The 19782-nt window shown below is 71.0% G+C and carries 18 protein-coding genes and 1 other RNA gene; 7 read left to right on the forward strand and 12 right to left on the reverse strand.

The window, feature by feature from the left end; genetic code table 11:
- Positions 1–2077: xanthine dehydrogenase family protein molybdopterin-binding subunit (locus tag DEIPI_RS32675; protein WP_084474580.1), on the forward strand; the 2077-nt coding region annotated here is incomplete at its 5' end.
- Positions 2078–2092: 15 nt separating this feature from the next.
- Here DEIPI_RS32675 and DEIPI_RS0119020 read toward each other — a convergent pair.
- The 3 genes from DEIPI_RS0119020 to DEIPI_RS0119030 form a co-directional block, all read right to left on the reverse strand.
- Positions 2093–2902: a MerR family transcriptional regulator gene (locus DEIPI_RS0119020; protein WP_027482817.1), complete on the reverse strand. Its 810-nt coding sequence runs from the start codon at positions 2900–2902 to the stop codon at positions 2093–2095.
- A 181-nt stretch (positions 2903–3083) separates the two neighbouring features.
- Entirely contained in the window at positions 3084–4463 is a 1380-nt protein-coding gene (locus tag DEIPI_RS0119025) for a replication initiator protein A (RefSeq protein ID WP_027482818.1), read from the reverse strand.
- 440 nt (positions 4464–4903) lie between these two features.
- Positions 4904–6271: a cytochrome P450 gene (locus DEIPI_RS0119030; RefSeq protein WP_027482819.1), complete on the reverse strand. Its 1368-nt coding sequence runs from the start codon at positions 6269–6271 to the stop codon at positions 4904–4906.
- Positions 6272–6444: 173 nt separating this feature from the next.
- On the opposite strand from DEIPI_RS0119030, the gene topA reads away from it, so the two are divergent.
- Positions 6445–8493 (forward strand): type I DNA topoisomerase, encoded by a 2049-nt coding sequence (gene topA, locus DEIPI_RS0119035; protein WP_027482820.1) that lies wholly within the window; start codon positions 6445–6447, stop codon positions 8491–8493.
- 9 nt (positions 8494–8502) lie between these two features.
- Here topA and DEIPI_RS0119040 read toward each other — a convergent pair whose 3' ends face one another.
- Complete coding sequence (locus tag DEIPI_RS0119040) at positions 8503–8910, reverse strand: ribonuclease H family protein (protein WP_027482821.1); 408 nt, start codon at positions 8908–8910, stop codon at positions 8503–8505.
- 128 nt (positions 8911–9038) lie between these two features.
- Positions 9039–9296, reverse strand: coding sequence for a hypothetical protein (locus DEIPI_RS0119045; protein ID WP_027482822.1), 258 nt, complete (start codon positions 9294–9296; stop codon positions 9039–9041).
- Positions 9297–9386: 90 nt separating this feature from the next.
- Between DEIPI_RS0119045 and ssrA the strand changes: the two genes are divergently transcribed.
- Positions 9387–9736, forward strand: a transfer-messenger RNA (tmRNA) gene (gene ssrA / locus DEIPI_RS36860).
- A 96-nt stretch (positions 9737–9832) separates the two neighbouring features.
- Positions 9833–10399 carry a DUF2239 family protein gene (locus DEIPI_RS0119050; protein WP_027482823.1) on the forward strand — a complete coding sequence of 189 codons (567 nt, stop codon included), beginning with the start codon at positions 9833–9835 and terminating at the stop codon, positions 10397–10399.
- Between the two features lie 15 nt (positions 10400–10414).
- Here the strand turns inward: DEIPI_RS0119050 and DEIPI_RS32680 are convergent, their stop codons facing one another.
- The 7 genes from DEIPI_RS32680 to DEIPI_RS0119090 form a co-directional block, all read right to left on the reverse strand.
- The gene (locus tag DEIPI_RS32680) at positions 10415–11356 is read right to left on the reverse strand and encodes a VOC family protein (protein ID WP_052351827.1); all 942 of its coding nucleotides are present in this window, start codon (positions 11354–11356) and stop codon (positions 10415–10417) included.
- Positions 11353–12312 carry a VOC family protein gene (locus DEIPI_RS0119060; RefSeq protein ID WP_052351828.1) on the reverse strand — a complete coding sequence of 320 codons (960 nt, stop codon included), beginning with the start codon at positions 12310–12312 and terminating at the stop codon, positions 11353–11355. Before DEIPI_RS0119060 ends, DEIPI_RS32680 begins: the two co-directional genes overlap by 4 nt.
- A gap of 60 nt (positions 12313–12372) precedes the next feature.
- Positions 12373–12843, reverse strand: a complete 471-nt coding sequence (locus tag DEIPI_RS32685; protein WP_245588605.1) for a MarR family winged helix-turn-helix transcriptional regulator — start codon at positions 12841–12843, stop codon at positions 12373–12375.
- A 581-nt stretch (positions 12844–13424) separates the two neighbouring features.
- On the reverse strand, positions 13425–14615 hold the full coding sequence (locus DEIPI_RS0119075) for an ABC transporter permease (protein WP_027482826.1): 1191 nt from the start codon (positions 14613–14615) through the stop codon (positions 13425–13427).
- Entirely contained in the window at positions 14612–15274 is a 663-nt protein-coding gene (locus tag DEIPI_RS0119080; protein ID WP_052351829.1) for an ABC transporter ATP-binding protein, read from the reverse strand. The genes DEIPI_RS0119075 and DEIPI_RS0119080 overlap by 4 nt, the downstream gene beginning before the upstream one ends.
- Positions 15271–15693 (reverse strand): hypothetical protein, encoded by a 423-nt coding sequence (locus DEIPI_RS0119085; protein WP_027482828.1) that lies wholly within the window; start codon positions 15691–15693, stop codon positions 15271–15273. The genes DEIPI_RS0119080 and DEIPI_RS0119085 overlap by 4 nt, the downstream gene beginning before the upstream one ends.
- A 58-nt stretch (positions 15694–15751) precedes the next feature.
- Positions 15752–17494 carry an alkaline phosphatase gene (locus DEIPI_RS0119090; RefSeq protein WP_045234727.1) on the reverse strand — a complete coding sequence of 581 codons (1743 nt, stop codon included), beginning with the start codon at positions 17492–17494 and terminating at the stop codon, positions 15752–15754.
- A 96-nt stretch (positions 17495–17590) separates the two neighbouring features.
- Here DEIPI_RS0119090 and DEIPI_RS32690 point away from each other — a divergent pair, with 96 nt between their 5' ends.
- The 3 genes from DEIPI_RS32690 to DEIPI_RS40390 form a co-directional block, all read left to right on the forward strand.
- Positions 17591–18037: a TlpA family protein disulfide reductase gene (locus tag DEIPI_RS32690; protein WP_052351830.1), complete on the forward strand. Its 447-nt coding sequence runs from the start codon at positions 17591–17593 to the stop codon at positions 18035–18037.
- Positions 18038–18129: 92 nt separating this feature from the next.
- Positions 18130–19332 carry an N-acetylmuramoyl-L-alanine amidase family protein gene (locus DEIPI_RS32695; RefSeq protein ID WP_052351831.1) on the forward strand — a complete coding sequence of 401 codons (1203 nt, stop codon included), beginning with the start codon at positions 18130–18132 and terminating at the stop codon, positions 19330–19332.
- Positions 19333–19409: 77 nt separating this feature from the next.
- On the forward strand, positions 19410–19782 hold a 373-nt coding region (locus DEIPI_RS40390; protein ID WP_045234728.1), incomplete at its 3' end, for a hypothetical protein.

Raw genomic sequence — 19782 nt, forward strand, 5'->3', positions numbered from 1 at the left:
GGCGCCCGGCGTGACCGCGGTCCTGCGCGGCCCCGACCTCGACCGGGGCCGTGTGGCGCATTCCCGACCCAGCCTGCTCCTCGCGGGCGACGAGGTGGTCTTCGCGGGCCAGCCCGTCGCGGTCGTCGTGGCGACCTCCGAGGCGGCCGCGTCTGACGGGGCGGCCCTGCTGGACGTCGAGTACGAGGCGCTCGACAGCGTGGACAGTCTGGAGGGCGCCGAGACGGACGAGGTGATGGTGTGGCCGCACGGGACGCCCACGGCGGCGTCGAGTCAGGCGGGTCTGCACGGGGCGGAGACGTCGTCGTCCGATTCGGGGTCCGCGTCGAACGTCGACGAGCGGCGGGTGTTCGAGCGTGGCGACGTGGAGGGCGCGCTGAGCGGCGCGCACGTCGTGATCGACCGGACGTACCGCAACGCCCGCGTCCATCAGGCGTACCTGGAGCCGCACGCGGTGGTCGCGGTGCCGGGCGTGCGACCGGGCGAGGTGACGGTCCACACCAGCACGCAGGGGCAGTACGTGGTGAGGGCGGAGGTGGCGGGCGCGCTGGGTCTGCGCGAACGCGACGTGAAGGTCGTGCCGATGACCGTGGGAGGCGGGTTCGGCGCGAAGTACGGCATCCTCGACGCGCTCGTCGCGGCGACGGCGCTGCACGTCCGCGCGCCCGTGCGGATGGTGCTGTCCCGCACGGAGGACATGCTGACCACCACGCCGACACCCGAGACGAGCATCCGCGTGCGGCTCGGCGTGGACGCCGAGGGGCGGGTGTCGGCGCTCGACGTGCGCGCGGTCATCGACAACGGCGTGTTCCGTTTCGGGCACGCGGGGATCGTCGCGACCGTCATCGGCGGCATGTACCGCTGCGAGCACGTGCGGATCGAGACGGTGGAGGTGCTCACGAACCGCGCGCCGGTGGGCGCGTACCGCGCGCCGGGCGTACCGCAGGCGCTCTTCGCGCTGGAGTCGAGCGTGGACGAGGCGGCCCGCGCGCTCGGCCTCGACCCGCTGGAGTTCCGCCTGCTCAACGCCGTGGACGGCGGCGACCTCACCGGGACGGGGCGTCCCTGGCCCGACATCGGCCTGCGCGCCTGCCTGGAGCGCGTCCGGGAGCATCCCCTGTGGCGGTCGCGCGGCTCCGTGCCGTTCGAGGGCGTGGGGCTCGCGGTGGGCGGCTGGCCGGGCGGGTTCTCGCCCGCCGGCGCGGTGTGCCGGGTGGATTCGGACGGCACGGTCCGGCTGCATGTCGGCAGCGTGGACATCAGCGGGGTGCACAGCTCGATGGTGCTGATCGTCGCGGAGACGCTCGGCGTGCGGCCCGAGGACGTGGAGATCGTGCAGGGCACGACGGACAGCGGTCCGTACGCGCCCGCCTCGGGCGGATCGCAGGTCACGATCAGCCTCGGCGGCGCGGTGCTCGACGCGAGCCGTCAGGTGCGGGAGCAACTGCGCGACCTCGCCGCCGCGCACTTCGAGGCTCACCGTGACGACGTGGAGCTCGAAGAGGGCCGCGCGCGGGTCCGGGGCGTGCCCGCCCGTGAGGTGACGTTCGGTCAGCTCGCGCAGCTCGGGGAGCGGCTCCCGGGCGGGCCGGGACCGGTCGTCGCGGAGGGCCGCGCCTCGCTCAAGGGGGGTGCGCCGGGCTTCACGGCGCAACTGGTGCGCGTTCGGGTGGATCCGGACACGGGCGTCGTGACGCCGCTGGAGGCGGTGGCGGTGCAGGACGTGGGTTTCGCCATCAACCCGCTGCTGGTGGAGGGGCAGATGCACGGCGGGACCGCACAGGGTCTGAGCTTCGGGTTGTACGAGGGCCTGCGCTACGAGGGTGGGTCCGTGACGACCGCGAACTTCCTGGAGTACGTCTTCCCGCGCGCGCTGGACCTGCCGACGCTGGAGGCCGTGATGGTGGAGCGGCCCTCCGAGCACGGTCCGTTCGGGGCGCGCATCGTGGGAGAGCCGCCCATCACGGCGGGCGCCGCGGCGATCGCGAACGCGATCCGGGACGCGGCGGGCGTGCGCGTCACCGCGCTGCCCGTCACGTCCGAGATGGTGTGGACGCTGATGCGGCAGGAAGCCTGAGGCAGTCGCCGCCGCTCAGGCGGTCCGGACGGGCACCTGCAGTTCGCTGAGGTGCTCGTCCTCGGTGCGGCCGTGACGCAGGTACACCTCGCGGACGGGACCGTCCGCCGCGTAGCCCCGTCGGTGGATCCAGTCGAGGAGCGCCGCGTACGCCTCCCCGAAGCGTTCGTAGCTCCCCGCGTGGACCGTGGAGACGACGAGCAGCTCGGGTTGCGTCAGGGCGCGCACCTCGTCGGGCAGGGCGCGCGGGAGCCTCCCGAAGACGGGCAGGGCCACCTCGAGGTCGATGGTGTCCTCGCTGGCGTAGCCGCCTCCGCGCCACGTGACGACGCTCCAGCCCGCGTCGACGAGCCCGAGGTCGGCGTGGACGCGACACACCACGTCATAGGCGGCGTTCATGGGGGCGGTCACGTGTCGGTAGTCGGGCGCGGAGCGCCGAACGGCAAGGACGGTCTGGGGGGGCAGTCTCTTGAGCTGGACGGTGTAGGTGCTCATGCGTTCCTCCCTTTCGAGCTCGGCGCGCAGGCCTGCCAGGCGGGTGTCGAGCGCGGCGCGGGCTCTGATGAGTTCGTCGTGCTTGCGGGCGAGCAGGTGCGCGAACGGTTCCTGGAGTTCTCCACGCGTGACCGCGCGGACCTCGTCGAGAGTGAAGCCGAGCCGGGTGAGGGTGACGACGCGGCGGAGTGTGGCCAGCTGACTCGCGTCGTACAGGCGGTACCCGCTGGCGGTCCGCCCCGCGGGCTCGAGGAGGCCGAGGTCGTCGTAGTGGTGCAGGGTGCGAACGCTGACGTTCGCGAGGCGGGCGAACTCGCCGATCTGGAACATGGGGACTCCCGTGATGCCCCGCGCGGGCCTCCTCATCGTGGGGCCTGACGTCACGTGAGGGTCAAGGGGGCCGTCATGGCGCTCCACGGGCCTCTAAGGCCCTTCGGAGAACAGGGGTGCACAGAGAGTCGCGCGGCCTCCTAGCTGGGCCTTCTCGACGCTCTGAGCGCGATCTGGCGGCTCAGGTCCGGAGGAGGGCTCGCAGGTCGTTGACGAACACGTCGCCCTCCATCCGGGCGAGCATGCCGTAGGCCTGCGCCAGCACGTCCCTGGCGTCGAGCGTGCCGGTCACGACTCGGTGGCGGACCTCGTCGAGTTCCGCGGCGTTGAACTTGCGGCCGTACAGCAGGGCGAGCTGCTTGGCGACGTGGTCACCGCGGCGCCCGGCGTCGAGTCCCGCGAGCTGCTCGTCGATGCGTTCCTGCGCGGAGCGCTCGGGGGCGTCTCCGGGCGTGTCGAGCGGGGCTCGTGTCCGCCGCGCGGGGGGCGACGCGGGCGTGACCGCGCTGGGCGCGAGCGTGCCGTACTGGTCGGGGTTCTTGACGAGGTGGACGAGTGCCGCCGCCTCGCTCTTCTTGACGACGAGCGTGCCGCTCGCGACCTGGCGTTCGAAGGTCGCGACCCGGGCGATCACGGCGCTCGGTCCGTACGTCAGGACGAGGTTGCGTGCCACGCCCTCCGCCACGTGGTGCCTGCGGAGCGCTTCGAGTGCGTGCGGGTTGATGGGCACGAAGTCCCTGGCGAACACGTACGTGACGTTCTGCGCGAGTCCGCGGCCTTCGAGGAGCACCTCCCTGAGGTAGCCCCGCCGCACGAGCTCCTGATGGAGCGGGTCGAGGGCCCGGCGGATGGTGTCGGCGCGTCCGCTGGGAATCTTGAGGTGGTCGGCCCACTTCTGGATGTTGACCCTGAACTCGTCGATGCTGATCTCGGGATGCTCGGGGTCGTAGCGCATCGCGTCGAGGGCGCGGAACAGCAGGCGGGCGCGAGGCCGTTTGAGTCCCCGCATGAAGGCCATGTCGAGGGGTTTGACGTACCCACCGCGCATGGAGTGCACGATGGGTTCGCTCAGGACGAGTCGCAGGATGGTGCGCTCGTCGAACTGTCCGGATCGTCCGCGGCTGGTGAACGCCCGGGACGCGAGGATGCGGAACTCCTCGTTCATCCATCGGCCGCGCGTGTGGTCGCGCCAGCCGCTCGTGACGGTGTAGTTGGTGTAGTACAGGCGGTCCAGGGATTCGTGCAGGCGAATCCAGTTCTGGCCGTTGCGGTGCATGTTGGAGCGGCGCAGCAACTCGGCGGCGGAGACGCTGATGATTCCGCTCTCGGGCATGTCCTGCTCGACGAACAGGTCGATGATGGCGGCGTTGACGTCGTTGTCGGCGCCGTGCGGGATGACGAGGCCCGGTCCGGCGACGCAGCGGACGTCGATCATGCGGGGGCCGTCCTCGAAGGACTCGCTCCACGTGGTCTGATCTCCGACGTCCTCCTGCCCGCTGATGAGGTTGAGCCGGGCGAGGTTCAACTCGTCGTACCGGGCAGCGTTCGCGTCGGAGCTCATGGTGTTGTCAAGTTTAACTCTGTTAAAGAAGTATTGAACTTCTTGAATAAAACATATTGAACACCACCAAGGCGCGGGGGGCGAACCCGCACCAGGAGCGCCTCCAAAGGGTCCAACGCCACAAGTTCGTCACAGGAAACGCCACAAGTTCGTCACAGGAAAAGGCCCCCGAACGCCACAAGTTCGTCACAGGAGGCCCGGAAAACGCCACAAGTTCGTCACAGGAGAACGCCACAAGTTCGTCACAGGAGGCCCTGTGACGAACTTGTGGGATTCGCGCGAAACGCCACAAGTTCGTCACAGGCGCGGAAGCCCGAACGCCACAAGTTCGTCACAGGGATTTCGGCCGTTTCCCACAAGTTCGTCACAGGGAACGCCACAAGTTCGTCACAGGGCCGGAAGACCGATCCGCGCGGTCCCCGGACAACTCCGCAGGTTCGTCACGGCCGCAGCCGGACGGTCATCGGGAGGCCGCCCCTGGCCCGCAACGTGATCGCGAGCTCGAGGTCCACCTCGTGGCCGGGGAGGGCCACCAGATCGAATCGAGAGGCGACCGCCGCCAGGATCAGCGTCCCCTCCATCATCGCGAGGTTGCTCCCGATACACTTGCGCGCGCCCGCCCCGAAGGGCAGATACGCGAAGCGGTGCGCCGGGCGCTCACCGTCCAGGAACCGCCCCGGATCGAAGACCTCCGGTTCGCCCCACACGTCCGGGTGGTGATGGATGTTGTAGATCGACACGAAGACGCTCACCTCCGCCGGAACCCGGTAGCCTGCGAGCGCCGTGTCCCGCACGACGCGGCGAGGGCTGGTCACGGCTGCCGCCGGGAACAGCCGCATCGTTTCCTCCAGCACGGCGCGGGTGTAGGGCAGGGCCGTGAGGTCGTCGGCGGTCGGAAGCCGCCCGCCCAGCACGCGGTCGAGCTCCCCGTGCAGCCGGAAGCGCACCTCGGGATGACGGGACAGCAACCACCACGCGAGGGTCAGCGTGTTCGCGGTCGTCTCGTGCCCGGCGGAGAAGACCGTGAGCACCTCGTCCCGCAGCTGCGCGTCCGTCATGCCCCCGCCCGTGTCCTCGTCGCGCGCTTCGAGAAGCATGTCGAGCAGGTCCCCGCTGACCTCTCCGCTCTCGCGCCGGGCCGCGATCAGCCGATCGACCACCGCGTCGAGCACGCCCTTCTGCCTGCGAAAGCGAAGGTTCGCCGGGGTCGGCCACGCCAGGGGCGGCGTGAAGGGCTGCGAGATGCGCGCCTGCACGAACCGGGTGCCCTGCGATACGGCCGGACCCACCCGACCCGCCTCACCGCCGAGGTCGGCGCTGAACATCGTCCGGGTGATGACGTCGAGCGTGACGAGGTTCATCTCGTCCGCGACGTCCACCACCCGGCCGGCGTGCTCCTCGAGACGTGTCACGAGCCGACCGGCGGCGTCCGACATCTTGTCGCCCATCGCGGCGAGGCGCGCGCGGTGGAACATCGGCTGCATCATGCGGCGCTGCGCGAGCCAGGAGGCGTGATCGGCATTCGTGACGAGACCGTCGCCCAGCAGCAGCCCGAGCGCGAACGACGCCTCCCGCTTCGGGAAGTCGGCCGCGTGATCGACGAGAACGTGCTGCGCGAGGTCCGGGTGGGAGGCGATGAGGAAGGTCCGGTCGGCGATCCGGAAGCGGACGAGGTCCCCGTACGTGCGGAAGCCTTCGGTCATGGCATGCAGGAAGCCGCGGCGGAACGACGGGGCGTTCCCGACGGGCCAGCGTCCCCTCGGGCCGGGAACGTCCCGAACGGACGGGGCGGGTGTCGTGACGGTCATGCTGAACTCCTCTCCGGGCAGCCGGTGTGCCCCTCCACCGCACGGTACCCCCGCGGCGGTGACTCGACCAGCGAATTCGCTCGCGCCCGGGTCACGCCGAACCCCACGCGCTAGCATGGCGTCATGCTGCCGGCGCCCGTCACGTCCCACCCACGCGGCCCGACGAGGCTCTCATGACGACGCTCGTCATCGTCGAATCGCCCAGCAAGGCGAAGAAGATCCAGGCCTACCTCGGGACGGGCTACACGGTCCGCGCGAGCCTCGGGCACGTCCGCGACCTGCCCGCGAGCAGACACGAGATCCCCGCGCGTTACGCCGCCGAGCCCTGGGCGCGGCTCGGCATCGACGTGCAGGCCGGGTTCAGACCGCTCTACGTCGTGCCGCGAAGCAAGGCGAAGGTCGTGCGGGAGCTGCGTGAACTCGCCGCGAAGGCCACGCGCGTCCTGCTCGCCACCGACCCCGACCGTGAGGGTGAGGCCATCGCCTACCACCTCGCGCAGGCCCTCGGCCTGAAGGGTGACGTGCAGCGCATGACCTTCCACGAGATCACGAAAGACGCCATCCAGACGGCGGCGAAGCGGACCAGGCCCCTGGATTACGCTCTCGTCGGCGCGCAGGAAAGCCGCCGCGCCCTCGACCGTCTGGTCGGCTACGGCGTGAGCCCCGTGCTGTGGGGAGCCGTCGCACCCGGCCTGTCCGCGGGACGCGTCCAGTCCGCCGCGCTCGCGACCCTGTGCGAGCGGGAACTCGAACGGATGCGCTTCGTGTCCGCACCCTACTGGCGTGTCACGGCCACGGTGGGCGAGGAGCCCTTCACGGCGGTCGCCCTGTCCGTGAACGGGCGGCGTCTCGCCACTCCGCGTGACTTCGATCACGCCGGGAACGTCACGGGCGAAGCGCTCGTCATGACGGACGAGCAGGCCGCGAAGCTCGTCGCGTACCTCAAGGTGCGGCCCTGCCTCGTGGAGCGCGTGGAACGCGCGCCCTTCACGACGCGTCCGCCCGCGCCCTTCACGACCTCCACCCTGCAGCAGGAGGCGTCCAGGAGCCTCCGGCTCAGCCCGAAGCAGACGATGGACGTCGCGCAGAAGCTCTACGAGGGCGGCTTCATCACGTACATGCGCACCGACAGTCCCGCCCTGAGCGACGAGGCCACCCGCGCCGCCCGGGACGCGGCGGAGCAGGCGTACGGGCCGGGCAGCGTTCCCGCCGCGCCCCGCCTGTATGCCGCGAAGGTCAAGAACGCCCAGGAGGCGCACGAGGCGGTCCGGCCCGCCGGGAGGACCTTCAGGGCCTCCGCGGACACGGGCCTCGCCGGGACCGAACTGGCCCTGTACGACCTGATCCTGCGGCGCACCGTCGCCTCGCAGATGACGGACCTCCTCGGGGAGCGGACCACGGTGACCCTGCGCGTCGGCGCGGTCGTCCTGCAGGCGGTCGGTCGGACGGTGCGCGATCCGGGCTTCACCCGCGCCTATCAGGACACCTCCGAGACGGGACCGGACGACGACGCCCAGGCGCTCCCGGACGTCCGCGAGGGCGAGTCTCTCCCCGTGCGCGACGCCGCCGCCGAGCACCGCCGGACGCCCGCGCCGGGGCGCTTCACCGAGGCGTCGCTCGTGCGGGCGCTGGAGAAGGCCGGGGTGGGCCGTCCCTCGACGTACGCGAGCATCCTCTCCACCATCGCCGAGCGTGGTTACGCACGCGTCGTGAAACGGCAGCTCGTGCCGACCTGGCTGGGCCTGCTCGTGAACGTGTACCTGCGCGAGCACTTCGAGCGGCTCGTGGACGTCCGCTTCACGGCGGCCATGGAGGAGGACCTCGACCGCATCGCGAGCGGGGAACTCAGACGTGAGGCCTACCTGACGCGCTTCTGGACCGAGGGTCTGGCGGGCGTCATCGCGGGCGCGCCGCGTCTGTCTCCGACGCTGGCGGTCCCGCGCGTGCCGGGCGCGACGGTCACGGTCCGCTCGGGCGAGGTGGTGCTCGCGCTCGGATCGCGGACCGCGCCGCTCTCCGAGGCGGTCGTCCCCGACGAGCTCACGGCGGACGTCGTCGAAGAGGTCCTGTCTGGTCGTCTCCCTCCCGGACCGAACACGACGGCCCCTTCCCGTCGTGGATCCGGACGCGGCTCGTCCGGCACGAGGCGCTCCGCGCGTCCCCACAAGGGTGAGGCGAGGAGCGGCAAGCGGACCGCCAGGGCGGGTGGACGCACCCGCTGACGGCGCCCGTCAGTACGGGACGGGCCGATCCGCCCTGAGGGCGAAATGGACGCGTCTGAGCGCGCTGAGCTGGGCGCGGCTCAGGGGACGTCCGAGGGCGAGCCGCCTGAGCGCCCGGGCATGCACCGAGAAGCGGTGGGGAGCGTCGGTGCCGGCCGTCGCGACGTACTCGAAGCGGACGCGTCCGTCCCATTCGTCCACGAGCGCGTCGAGCCGTTCCAGCGACGCGGACTTGCGTCTGCCGCGGTGCGCGAGGTGCTCGGCGTAGCGTCTGACGTGGAAGACGTGGTCGCAGCGGACCGTGACGTTCTCGGCGCCGAGCTCGCGTGCGTGCAGCAGGGCCAGCCGGATCGCCTCGCGTTCCGCGAGGGCGCCGTTCGCCTCGGGTGGGGCTGGCCAGGTGAGCGCGTGGGGCACCCCGCCGAGGGTCCAGGCGAGTCCGAGCGCGTCGTCGAGGGTGTCGTGGCTTCCGTCCGCGTGCGCCAGCAGTTCGCCCCGAAGAACGTGGGAGGTGAGAAGGGCCGCCCGATCCTGCGAAGCGAGCTTCAGTCCACGGGCCAGTCTCCAGAGGGCCAGCGTGACGCTGGCCCTCTGGAGACTGGCCCGTCGTCGGGGACCTGCACGAGACTCCCGTACCCGAGCGTCGTGGCGTGACGTTCGGGGACGTCATGACGGTGGGTGGTCCGCTCGTCGAGGACGAGGGCGTAGGACGCCCCGTCGAGCGTGTAGCCCAGCACGCCCGGCCCGTCGGACAGGAGGGCGGTGCTCGTGATGGCCGGTCGGTGGCCGTGTGGACGCGTCATTCTCCCAGGGTACGTCGACCGCCAGGTGGGCCGTTTCGTGCCTCGGTCACCTTTGCGGCGTGGAAATCGGGTAGCATTGAAGACCCTTATGGGGACGACACGGTTTCGACGTGAGTCGCGGACCGGGAAGTTGCGAGCCGAGGATTGCCGTGGGCCTCGTTAATCATCGGCAAAGCCATTAACTGGCAACAACAGCACCCTTGCTCTCGCTGCTTAAGTGAGACAGCGACCGTGAAGCCCGGCCATTGGCGTCACGCGAGCTAACGAAAAGATGGCTAGCCCGGGCCGACGCACCTGAGCCCGCGCGAAACTAAGGTGCTGGACCCGAAGGGAGCTTGTCCGTGGGCGCCTCAGGGTCGAGATCCAAATCACCGACTACGCTCGTAGAGACCACCGTGAAGGGCGCATGGACGAGGGTTCGACTCCCTCCGTCTCCACCACAAAGACACCGGCTCCGAGAGGGTCCGGTGTTTCTTCGTCCGTTTCCGGGGTGCGGACACTTGCCCGGGTGTTCTACCCGGGTAATACTTGGGGTCATGGAAGCGTCCGATTATACGGTCTTCGTGAATCTGCGCCGTCTCGTCACGGCCCCACTGCCGGAGGCCCTGCGGGTCCTCAAGACCAGCCACGACCTCGGCGAGGTGCGGGACGTGTCGGTCCTGATGTTCGAGGACGACACGGGCCGTCAGGTGGACTTCGACCTCAGCGGCTCCCTCGACGACGTGTTGAGACGCGCCCTGCCGCCAGAGCCGCGCAGGGGACCCGGCCGCCCGAAGCTGGGCGTCACGGCGCGCGAGGTGACCCTGCTGCCCCGGCACTGGGAGTGGCTGGACCGACAGCGCGGCGGCGCCTCGGCCGCGCTGCGCCGACTCGTGGACGAGGCCAGACGCGCCAGTTCCGGAGAGGAGGAGGCGCGCCGCGCCGCCGAGGCCACCTCACGATTCATGACGGCCGTCGGCGGCGACCTCGCGGGATACGAGGACGCGTCCCGCGCGCTTTTCGCCCACGAAAGGGAACCCTTCGAGCGTGCGATCGCGGCCTGGCCGCACGACGTCCGCGAGCACGCCCTGCGGCTCGCGGAACCGGTCTTCCGGGAGGGCTGACGCGCCGCCGAGAGGTCAGGCCCGGCGGTCCTCCGCGAGCGCTTCGAGGATGGACTCCACGGACGCCCGACCCACCCGCAGGCGCACCGTGTTTCCGGCGGGATCGCGCACGACGCGCTCCTCCGGGTGGCCGCGCACCTCGATACCCGCGCCCTGGAGACGGCCCGCGACCGCGCCCAGTTCCGCCTCGCTCGTCAGCTCCACGGCGTAGTGCCGCAGGCCCCGCGCGCCCTCCGGGGGGACCGGGCCGCCGCGACTGTGCCAGAGGTTGTGGCCGAGGTGATGGTGATATCCGCCCGCGGCGGCGAAGACGGCGCCCATGCCGTCGGCGGTGATGCCGAAGCCCATCACGTCCTCGTAGAACGCGCGGGTCTCACCCGCGTCGCGCATCCTGAGGTGGACGTGCCCCATCCGTGTCCCGTTCGGGACGCCCGTCCAGCCCGCGTCGTCGGGAGCGAGGGTGCCCAGCAGATCGGGGATGTCGATGGCGGCCGAATCGAAGGAGGTGTAGCGGCCGTCCCGGAAGGGCCACCGCTCGCGCGGCCAGTCGTGGTAGACCTCGATGCCGTTGCCCTCGGGATCGTCGAGATAGAAGGCCTCGTGCGTGCGGTGGTCCGACTGCCCGAGCCTCAGGCCCATCGCGGCGGCATGGCGGAGCCAGCGCGCGAGGTCGGCCCGCCCGGGCAGCGCGACGGCCAGGTGGTACAGGCCCGTGGCGTTCGCGGGCGCCTCGAGCGCGTCGGGAACGTGCCGCAGCGCGACGAGCACGCGCCCCTCGGGCGTGCCGAGCAGGGCGCGCGAGGAATCACGGGCGACCTCGTGGAGGCCGAGCGCGAGGGTGTAGAAGCGCACCGCACCGTCGAGGTCGGCCACGGTGAGCGCGACCTCCCCGAGGGAGAGCTGCGCGTCGATTCGCCCCTGAGGGCGTGACCGGGAGGCAGGGTCGGACGTGTTCACGCTTCCTCCCTTTGGGGCGTGACGCCGCGTGTGACGAGTCGCACGGTGATCCCCCACGCGTCGCTGGCGAGGACGCCGTCCGCGCCGGTCGTCACGGGAAAGCCCTCGGAGCGCAGGCTCTCGACGGTGCGGTCCAGGACGGACCGGTCGGGCAGGACGAGGTCCCAGGTGAGCAGGCGAGCGTCGTCGTCGCCCGAGGGCGCACTGCCCGCCGCCCAGGTGTTGAGGCCGAGGTGATGGTGATAACCGCCCGCCCCGAGAAACAGGGCCGAGGGGAAGACGCTCCACGACACCCTCGGAAAGCCGAGGCCCGCGTGATAGAAGCGTTGCGCCTCGTCGAGGTCGCCGACGTAGAAGTGCAGGTGCCCCAGGAGGGTGCCTTCGGGAACGCCCGTCCAGGGCGCGTCGCCCGCCGCCTCCGAGAGGGCGACGAGGTCGAGCGGATCACCGCCGCCGACGATCTCGCCGTCGCGGGTGACGCGCCACTCCTCGCGGGCCCGGTCGCGGTACACCTCGACGCTGATGCCGTCCGGGTCCTTCAGGTAGGTGGCCTCGCTGTAGTGGTGGTCGGACTGTCCGACGTGCACGCCCAGGTTCAGGGCATGCCGCAGGAAGCGCCCGAGGTCGGCGCGGGAGGGCAGCAGCAGGGCGAGGTGGTAGAGACCGAGCCGCCCGCGGTGGGGCGCGGCCCGGACGCCCTTCTTCTCACGCAGTTCGAGCAGCACGCGTCCCTCGGGCGTGCCGAGCCGGGCGGACCGGTCGCCCGTGAGAGTTCCCCGACCGAGGAGACGTAGGCCGATGACGTCCGTGTAGAAGTCGAGGGAGGCGTCGAGGTCGGCGATCTGCAGGACGACCCCACCGAGTTCGATGTTCGCGGGCAGGGTGTGCCCTCGTGGGTTGCTGCCGATGCGGTCGGGAGGCAGGTCGTGGTACGGAACGGTGTCGGTGGGACGCATTCGTCACTCCTTTATGGGTGTGGGAACACCTACAGGGCGGGGGCAGGTCATGGGGTGGGTTCAGGCGAGTTCGGCGCGAATGGAGGTCATGATCTCGATCAGGGTATGCAGCTGTCCGGGTGTGAGGTGCCCGAACTGCGCGTGCTGCAGGGCGGCGACGGGTTCGTCGAGCCGATCGACGAGCGCGCGGCCCTTCTCGGTGAGCGAGGTGGGGACGCAACGGCGGTCGGTGGTGCTGCGCGCGCGGACCACGAGACCCTGGTCCTCCATCCGGTCGAGCAGCCGGGTCACGTCGGGCATGCGGGTCAGGAGGCGTTCGCGGATCTCGTTGCGCCCGAGCCCCTCGGCACCCGCGCCGCGCAGGATGCGCAGCACGTTGTACTGCGTGGGGGTCAGGCCGTGCGCCCGGTAGAAGGCCTCGTTCGCGTCACCGAGAAGCTGCGCCGTGCGGAACAGGTTGAGCGCCGCCTCCTCCTCGAGGCTGCGGAAGGGGCGGCGCTGACGGATGTCGTCACGAAGGGAGGAGGACACGTCGTCATAATAGGTGTTGTAACAAGTAAACACAAGGACCATGGGTCCGCGAGGCTTGCTTCGTCACGAAGGGCGGTCACGAACGGTCGGGGCGACATCAGAACACGACCTGAACTCCGGGCACGGGTCGTTCACGTCGTCGGTCGGGAACTCGGCTCGCCCGACGTCGCTCGTGTTTCGTCGGGAGGCCGGAGAGCCCGATCGAAGACCTCGAGCAGTTCGGCCTCGTACCGTCGGAGCAGGCTGGAGAGTGAGGAAGGCTCCCGCAGAAGGTGGGCCACCTCCCAGGGATAGGCCTGACGGCCCGCGAGGGTGCGCGCGAGACTATCGAGCAGGTCCCGAGCATCTGCCCGGACGCTGGGCCGCGACGGCGCGTCCAGGACCACCTGCAATTCGACGACGAGCCTCGATGCGTTGCCGTGGTGGACGACTCGGGGAGTTTTGAACATGGCACACCTCCATCGCATTGCCGTTACCTTGCAGTAACAGTGTTACGGAGAGGGGTGAATGAGAATGTATGAAAAAGGGGAAAAGGCAACAACCCGCATCCCTTTCCCCTCGAACACGCCACCTCCGCGGCGCTACAGGAACTCCAACGGACTCTGACGCGCGGCCCGCACCGCCGGAGGCAGGGCCGCCAGCAGACCCAGCGGGAACAGGGCCGCCGCCCGGAGAAGCAGGGACGGGTCCAGCGACGGCGACGGCAGGCTGAAGCCCAGCCGACCGCCGAGCAGCGCGCCCGCTCCCCAGCCCACGAGCAGGGCCAGCCCGACCCCCAGCAGGATGCCCGCCAGCACCGTCACGCCCGTCTCCAGAAGCACGACCGAGAACACCGTCCCACGCCGCGCGCCGAGCGCCCGCAGGAGGCTCACCCCGCGCGCGCGCTCCACACTCGCCGCGTACACGCTCAGCCAGACCGTGAGCGCCGCCAGGATCAGCACAAGCACCGACAGGGCCGCGTACGCCGCCTCACCCTGCTCCAGCACGCCGCGCACCTGCGCGAACACCTGCCCCGGGAAAACCGCCTGCGCGTCCGCCGACGCGTTCAGACCCTGGGCGACCGAGTAGAGGTCGCCCAGGTTCGTCGCGGTGTACAGCACGGCCGTCACGCCCCGGCTCCGCGGAGCGAACTGACCGTGCGACGACCAGATCGACTCCATGCCGACGAGGACCGCGCGGTCCACCGGGCCGCCCGTCGGCGCGAGCACACCCACCACCCGGTACTCGCCCTCGTGCTCCTCGTGCTCGGCACCCGCGACCTCGAACATGCCGTGCTCGCTGCGGAAGGACCCGCCCACCCCGAGGCCCGCGCGCGCCGCCACGCCCGCGCCCAGCACGGCCTCGTTCGGAGCGCCGAAGATCCGGCCGCGCGCCACGCGAAAATAGGGCGGCTGCGTGGGCTTCATCCGCTGATCGAAGAAGGCGGACGTCGTGCCCACGATGGGAAAGCCCGCGTAGTTGTCACCCAGACCGATCGGCACCGCCCGGCGCGTCCGCGGGTCTCGCGCGAGGCGCTCGTACGTGGCGTACTTCAGGTTGCCCAGGGGCGCCTGCAGGTAGAACAGGCTCGACAGCACCGCCTGCGTGCTGCTGCCCTTGGGCGTCACGAGCAGGTCGAACACCTGCGCCGCGTCCGCCGCGCCGCGCTGCGCGCTCCGGGTGATCATCGGGACGACGAGCGCCGTCGCGACGGCCAGGGCCACCGCGAGCACCGTCAGGAAGGTCGCTCCGGCCCGCACCCGCAGGTTGCGCAGGGTGATCCAGACGTTCACGCGCTCACCTCGTCGGGACGCGCGCCCACCCGCACGCGCGAATCGAAGCCCGACACGACGGCCGGGTCGTGCGAGACCACCACGAGCGTCGCGCCGATGGACGCGGCGGTGGAGCGCAGCAGGGCCACCGCGTCCGACGCGCGCGACGGGTCGAGGTGCGCGGTGGGTTCGTCCGCGAGCAGCAGGGCCGGACGGTGCGCCACCGCCCGCGCGAGCGCCACGCGCTGCCGCTCGCCCGTGGAGAGGCGGCGCGGCGGGTGCGAGAGCCGCGCGCCCAGTCCCAGGTCCGTGAGGACCTCACGGGCGCGCTTCACGGCGGCCCCACCGCGCACGCCCGCCAGTCCGAGCCCGAGCACCACGTTGTCGAGCGCGCCGTAGCCCGGCATGAGGTGGAAGTCCTGGAAGACGATGCCCACGCTCGTGGCGCGGTACGCGTCCCGTTCGCCCTCCGAGAGCGTGTCGATCCGCCTGCCGCCCACGAGCACCTCGCCCCCCTGCGGCACGAGCAGACCCGGGACGAGGTGCAGCAGGGTCGTCTTGCCGCTGCCCGACGGTCCCACGACCACCACGTGCTCGCCGCTCCCGACCGACAGGTCCGGGTACCTCAGGTCCACCTCGGGGGAGTGCCTCACACGCAGGCCCCGCGTCTCGACCTTCACTGCTCGGTCACCCGGTCGGCGTAGATGCGGATCAGGCTGACGAAGCCCGTCTCGTCGTCGCGTTTCACGCCGATCTCCAGACGGCCCGTGACGCTCAGGAGCCGCGTGCTGGGGTCGAGTTCCCTGCCGGGCGGCATGATCACCAGCACGATGTCCGGCGGCCAGTCCGCGGCGGTCGTGCAGAACGGGCAGGTCGCCATGGGCTGCTTCGTGAGCACGAAGAAGTCCAGCTTCGGCTTGAGGGGCGGCGCCATGAAGCCGCGCAGTTCCACCCTGCGTCCGTTGAGCTTCTTCACGGTGTCGCTGAATTCCACGCCGCGCACGGTGGTGCGCCCGAGCAGGTCCGAGAACTTCAGGGTGGTCTGCGCCCCCGCCGAGGTGGCGAGCAGCGCGAGAAGGGCAAACAGGACGTTCTTCACGTGGGCTCCACGAGGAAGGGACCGGCCGGCCCGCGCGGGGCCGGCCGGGAGGGAGGACTCACCTGCCCGCGCGGGCGAGGTTCATGCTCCTGGCGATGGCGAAGAAGATGTCCGTCTGGTCCATCATGCCGGTGAAGTTCTGCGCGCCCGCGCCGAAGGCGAACAGGGGCATCGGGTCGGCGCTGTGCACGCCCTGCGCGTCCGCCGGGCCGAGGTTGCCGACGCGCCTGACCGCGCCGGGCGTCTCGCAGATCTTCGGGTTGGGCACGAAGCCGCCCTTGCCGTCGCTGACGGTCGGGTCGAGGAACACGGGGCCGCTCCCGTACGTCTCGCAGTAGTCCGGGGTGCCCGCGAAGCCCACCGCGACGCCGCGCGCGGTCTGCGGGAAGGGAATGCCGTTCGCGTCGAGCTTCGAGGTGTACGTCGGGAAGCTGCCCTTCTCGTACGTGGTGACGCCCTCGCGGCCCTGCTTGCTGGAGTCGTAGCCCGCGTACGCGCTGATGGAGTGCGCGTGGTCCGCCGTGACGAGCACGAGCGTGTCGGGGTGCTGCCTCGCGTACTGCTTGGCCCAGTCGACGGCCCTGTCGAGCTCCAGGACGTCCCAGACGCCGCGCTGCCAGTCGAGGGGGTGCTCGTACTTGTCGACCATGCCCGCCTCGACCATCAGGAAGAAGCCGTTCGGGTTCTTCTCCAGGGTCTGCACGGCCTTCTGCGTCATGTCCCACAGGTAGGGCATGTCGGTGAAGTCGCCCAGCATGTCCTTCGTCCTGTACTGCGCGCGGTCGAGGTAGCTGGGGACGTTATCGATGTTGAACAGGCCGAAGAGCTTCGTGCCGCCGGCGTTCAGGAGCTCGGTGCGGTTGCTGACGAACTGGAACCCCAGCTTCTGGGACTCGTCGATCCAGTTGCGGTCGTCCCTGCGGCGCGAGCCGGGCGCGGTGGACGGGATGAAGTCTCGGCTGCCGCCGAAGAGCATCACGTCGGGCTTCGCGGGGCCCTGGAAGTACTGGTCCGCGATGGCCTGGTAGTCGCCGCGGCGGCGCGTGTGCGCGGCGAACGCGGCGGGCGTGGCGTCCACGCCGAAGGCGGTGCTCACGAGACCGACTCCCGCGCCGCGCAGCCGCCTCAGCATCTCCGTGATCGTCTCCACGCGGGGGTTGTCGAGCGCGTCGTCGGTGTTGTCGGGGTAGACGTTGAGGGCGTTCACGAGGACCTTCTGGCCCGTCGCGATGCTGCTGGCGGTGTTGGCGCTGTCGGCGAGGAAGCTGTCGTAGCTGCTCGTCGTGACCGTGGCCATGCCGCCGAGGCCCGTCTCCATGCTCAGCAGACCGTTCGGGTTGCCGTTCTGCGCGTTGTAGCCCCTGGCGATGATGCGCGCCGCGTTCACGGTGTTCCAGCCCATGCCGTCCGCGATGAAGAGGATGACGTTCTTCGCGGGGCGCGCGGTGTACGTCGGCGCCTCGGCCGTCCAGGTGGCGCTTCTCGTGGTGGTGCCCGCGTCGTCCGTGACGGTCACGGCGAGCGTGTGCTGGCCGCGCGTGAGGCTGAGGCCGCGCAGCATGTGGTTCTGGCCGCCGTCCCTGCCGGGCGTGACGGCGAGGCCCGTGACGGGCTTCCCGTCGAGCGTGACGACGGTGCTCTTCACGTTCTTCAGGCCGCTCACCTCGACGCGCAGGTCGAACTGCTGACCCGCCACGAAGCGCGCGCCGTCGTAGGGCTGCACCCCGACCGTGGCGGCGGAGGCGGCGCCGGCGAGGGCGATCATGAGAAGCGTCGGTTTGCGATGGATCCCTTTGTTCATGGCGCCATGAGAAGTGCGACGTGTCAGCGTGATGTCATTGTGCTGGACGCCGGAACGGCTGACATTCGCCTTACACGGCGGGCGTACGTTCGCAGGATGCTCGCCTCGCTCCTGCTCGTCTCGGCCGTCACGACGGCCTCGGCCGTGCCGGACGTCCCGCTCCGGACGCTCGCCGGGACGCCCACCACCCTGCGCGCCGCCGTGAGGACGGGCGTCGGGCGGAAGCGGACGGTGCTCGTGAACTTCTGGGCGTCGTGGTGCGGGCCCTGCCGGGACGAACTGCCCGTCCTGCTGCGCGCGCAGCGTGAGGGGCGCGTCGACGTCCTCGCGGTGAACGTCGGCGAGAGCGCCGCGACGGTCCGCCGCTTTCTCGACCGTGAGGGGCTCGGCGGGTTGCACGTCATGCTGGCCCGTCCCGCGGACGCGGCCGTGCTCGGCCTGCCCGGCCTCCCCGCGAGCCTCGTCCTGAAGGGTGCGGGTCTGCGCAAGGTGTTCGGTCCCCTGAGGGACGATCAGATCGGGGCGCTCACGCGCGTCCGGTAGAGCGCGTGTCAGGGCCGCTCGAACCTGACGGCACCTTCATTGTCTGAGCGTTTCATAAAGAAACCTTCGTCCTCGTCTACGATCTTGGCATCATGCCCCCCTTCCGCGCGCCCGGCGCCCTCCGTCATCACGTCGTGCTGCTCGCCCTGCTCGCCCTGCCCGTCGCGGCCGCGCAGGCGGGCGACCCCGTCGCCACGCCCTCGCCGGCGTTGCCCGTTCAGCCCACCGCGCCCGTCGTGTCCGAGGTGGTCGCGCCCGTCGCGCAGAATGTCACGTCCGGCGTCGCGGACGGCGCGCGGTCCATCGACGCGCGGCTCGCCGCGCCGCGCGTGGGTCGTCACGCGGGCTTCACCCGCGTCGTCCTCGACCTGCCCGGCCGGACGAGCTTCACGGTCCTGCCGCTCGGCAAGACGCTGCGCGTCGATCTCGGAGGCGTCACGACCGACACGACCGTCCTGCGCAACCTCAGCGACGACCTTCCCTCGCTCGCCCTCACGCCGGGCGTGGGCGGCGCCACGCTCACCCTCGACACGCAGGGCGTCACGGCGCTCGGCGGATGGCGCGCCGCCCTGCTGCCCGCCGACGCCGCGCACGCCGCCCGGCTCGTCCTCGACGTCTCCCCGGCCCTCGTGAACCGCGCGCCGCTCGGACCGCTCGAGGTGGTCGCCGTCCTGCCCAGGCCCAGCGTCACCCTCGCCCAGCAGACGCAGGACGAGCTCAACGTCGTCATCGACGCCGGGCACGGCGGACGCTGGCCCGGCGCGATCGGCGTCGTCACCGAGAAGGACGTCACGCTCCGCGTCGCCCTCAAGGTCAGGGACGACCTCGAAGCGGCGGGCATCCACGTGAAGCTCACCCGTGACGGCGACAGCACCTTCAGCGACGACCTCGTGACGGATTTGCGGCTGCGGCCCGGCCTCGCCGACGCGAACACCCGCGCCTTCGTCAGCATCCACTGCAACAGCCTGCCCGCCGCGAGCGCCGGACGCGGCTTCGGCGTGGAGACGTGGTGGAACCCGAACCACCCGCTGAGCTCCACGCTCGCGGCGAGCGTCCAGTCGAACGTCGTGGGCCTCACGAGCGCGTACTCGCGCGGGCTCAAGCACGACGTGTCTCTCGCGGTGCTGCGCAACGCCACGGTGCCCGCCGCGCTCGTGGAGATCGGCTTCGTGTCGCACCCGCTCGACGGGACGAACCTGCAGGACGAGGCCTACCTCGACCGCGTCGCGCTCGGCATCGCGCGTGGCGTCCGCGACACCCTGGCGCGTCCGGAGACGCCGCTAGCGACGCGCTGAGGACCACTGCGGGCCCTTCACGTTGGGCTAAGAGGTTTGCTTGGAACCCGGGTCTCCGTGGGCGGTATCGTGCCCTCATGCCCGACGCCCGGCCCCCCGTGGGTCCCGACGACCATCTCGCGCTCGACGCGTTCGTTCTCTACACTCAGGCCGTCGGCGAGGGCGAGGACCTCGCCGCCCTCGCCCGGCACGCCGTCGCCTCCCTCGGCGCCCTCTTCCCGGACGGACGGGCCTCCTTCCTGGTGCCCGAGGAGGGCGTGTGGCGCACGCTCGCGTCGTCGGGCTCGAACGAGCGGGCGCCCCTGCCCGTCGAGACGGACCTCGCGGCCCGTCACGCGGTGTTCCGCGAGGGCGAGCGGGCCTCCGCGACCTACCCCGTCGTGCTGGGCGACGCCGTGGTCGGCGTGCTGCGGGTGGAGTCCGGCGCGTCCACGAGCTGGGAGCGGCGCG

The sequence above is a fragment of the Deinococcus pimensis DSM 21231 genome (genome assembly GCF_000519345.1).
In the GTDB taxonomy this organism is placed as follows: domain Bacteria; phylum Deinococcota; class Deinococci; order Deinococcales; family Deinococcaceae; genus Deinococcus_A; species Deinococcus_A pimensis.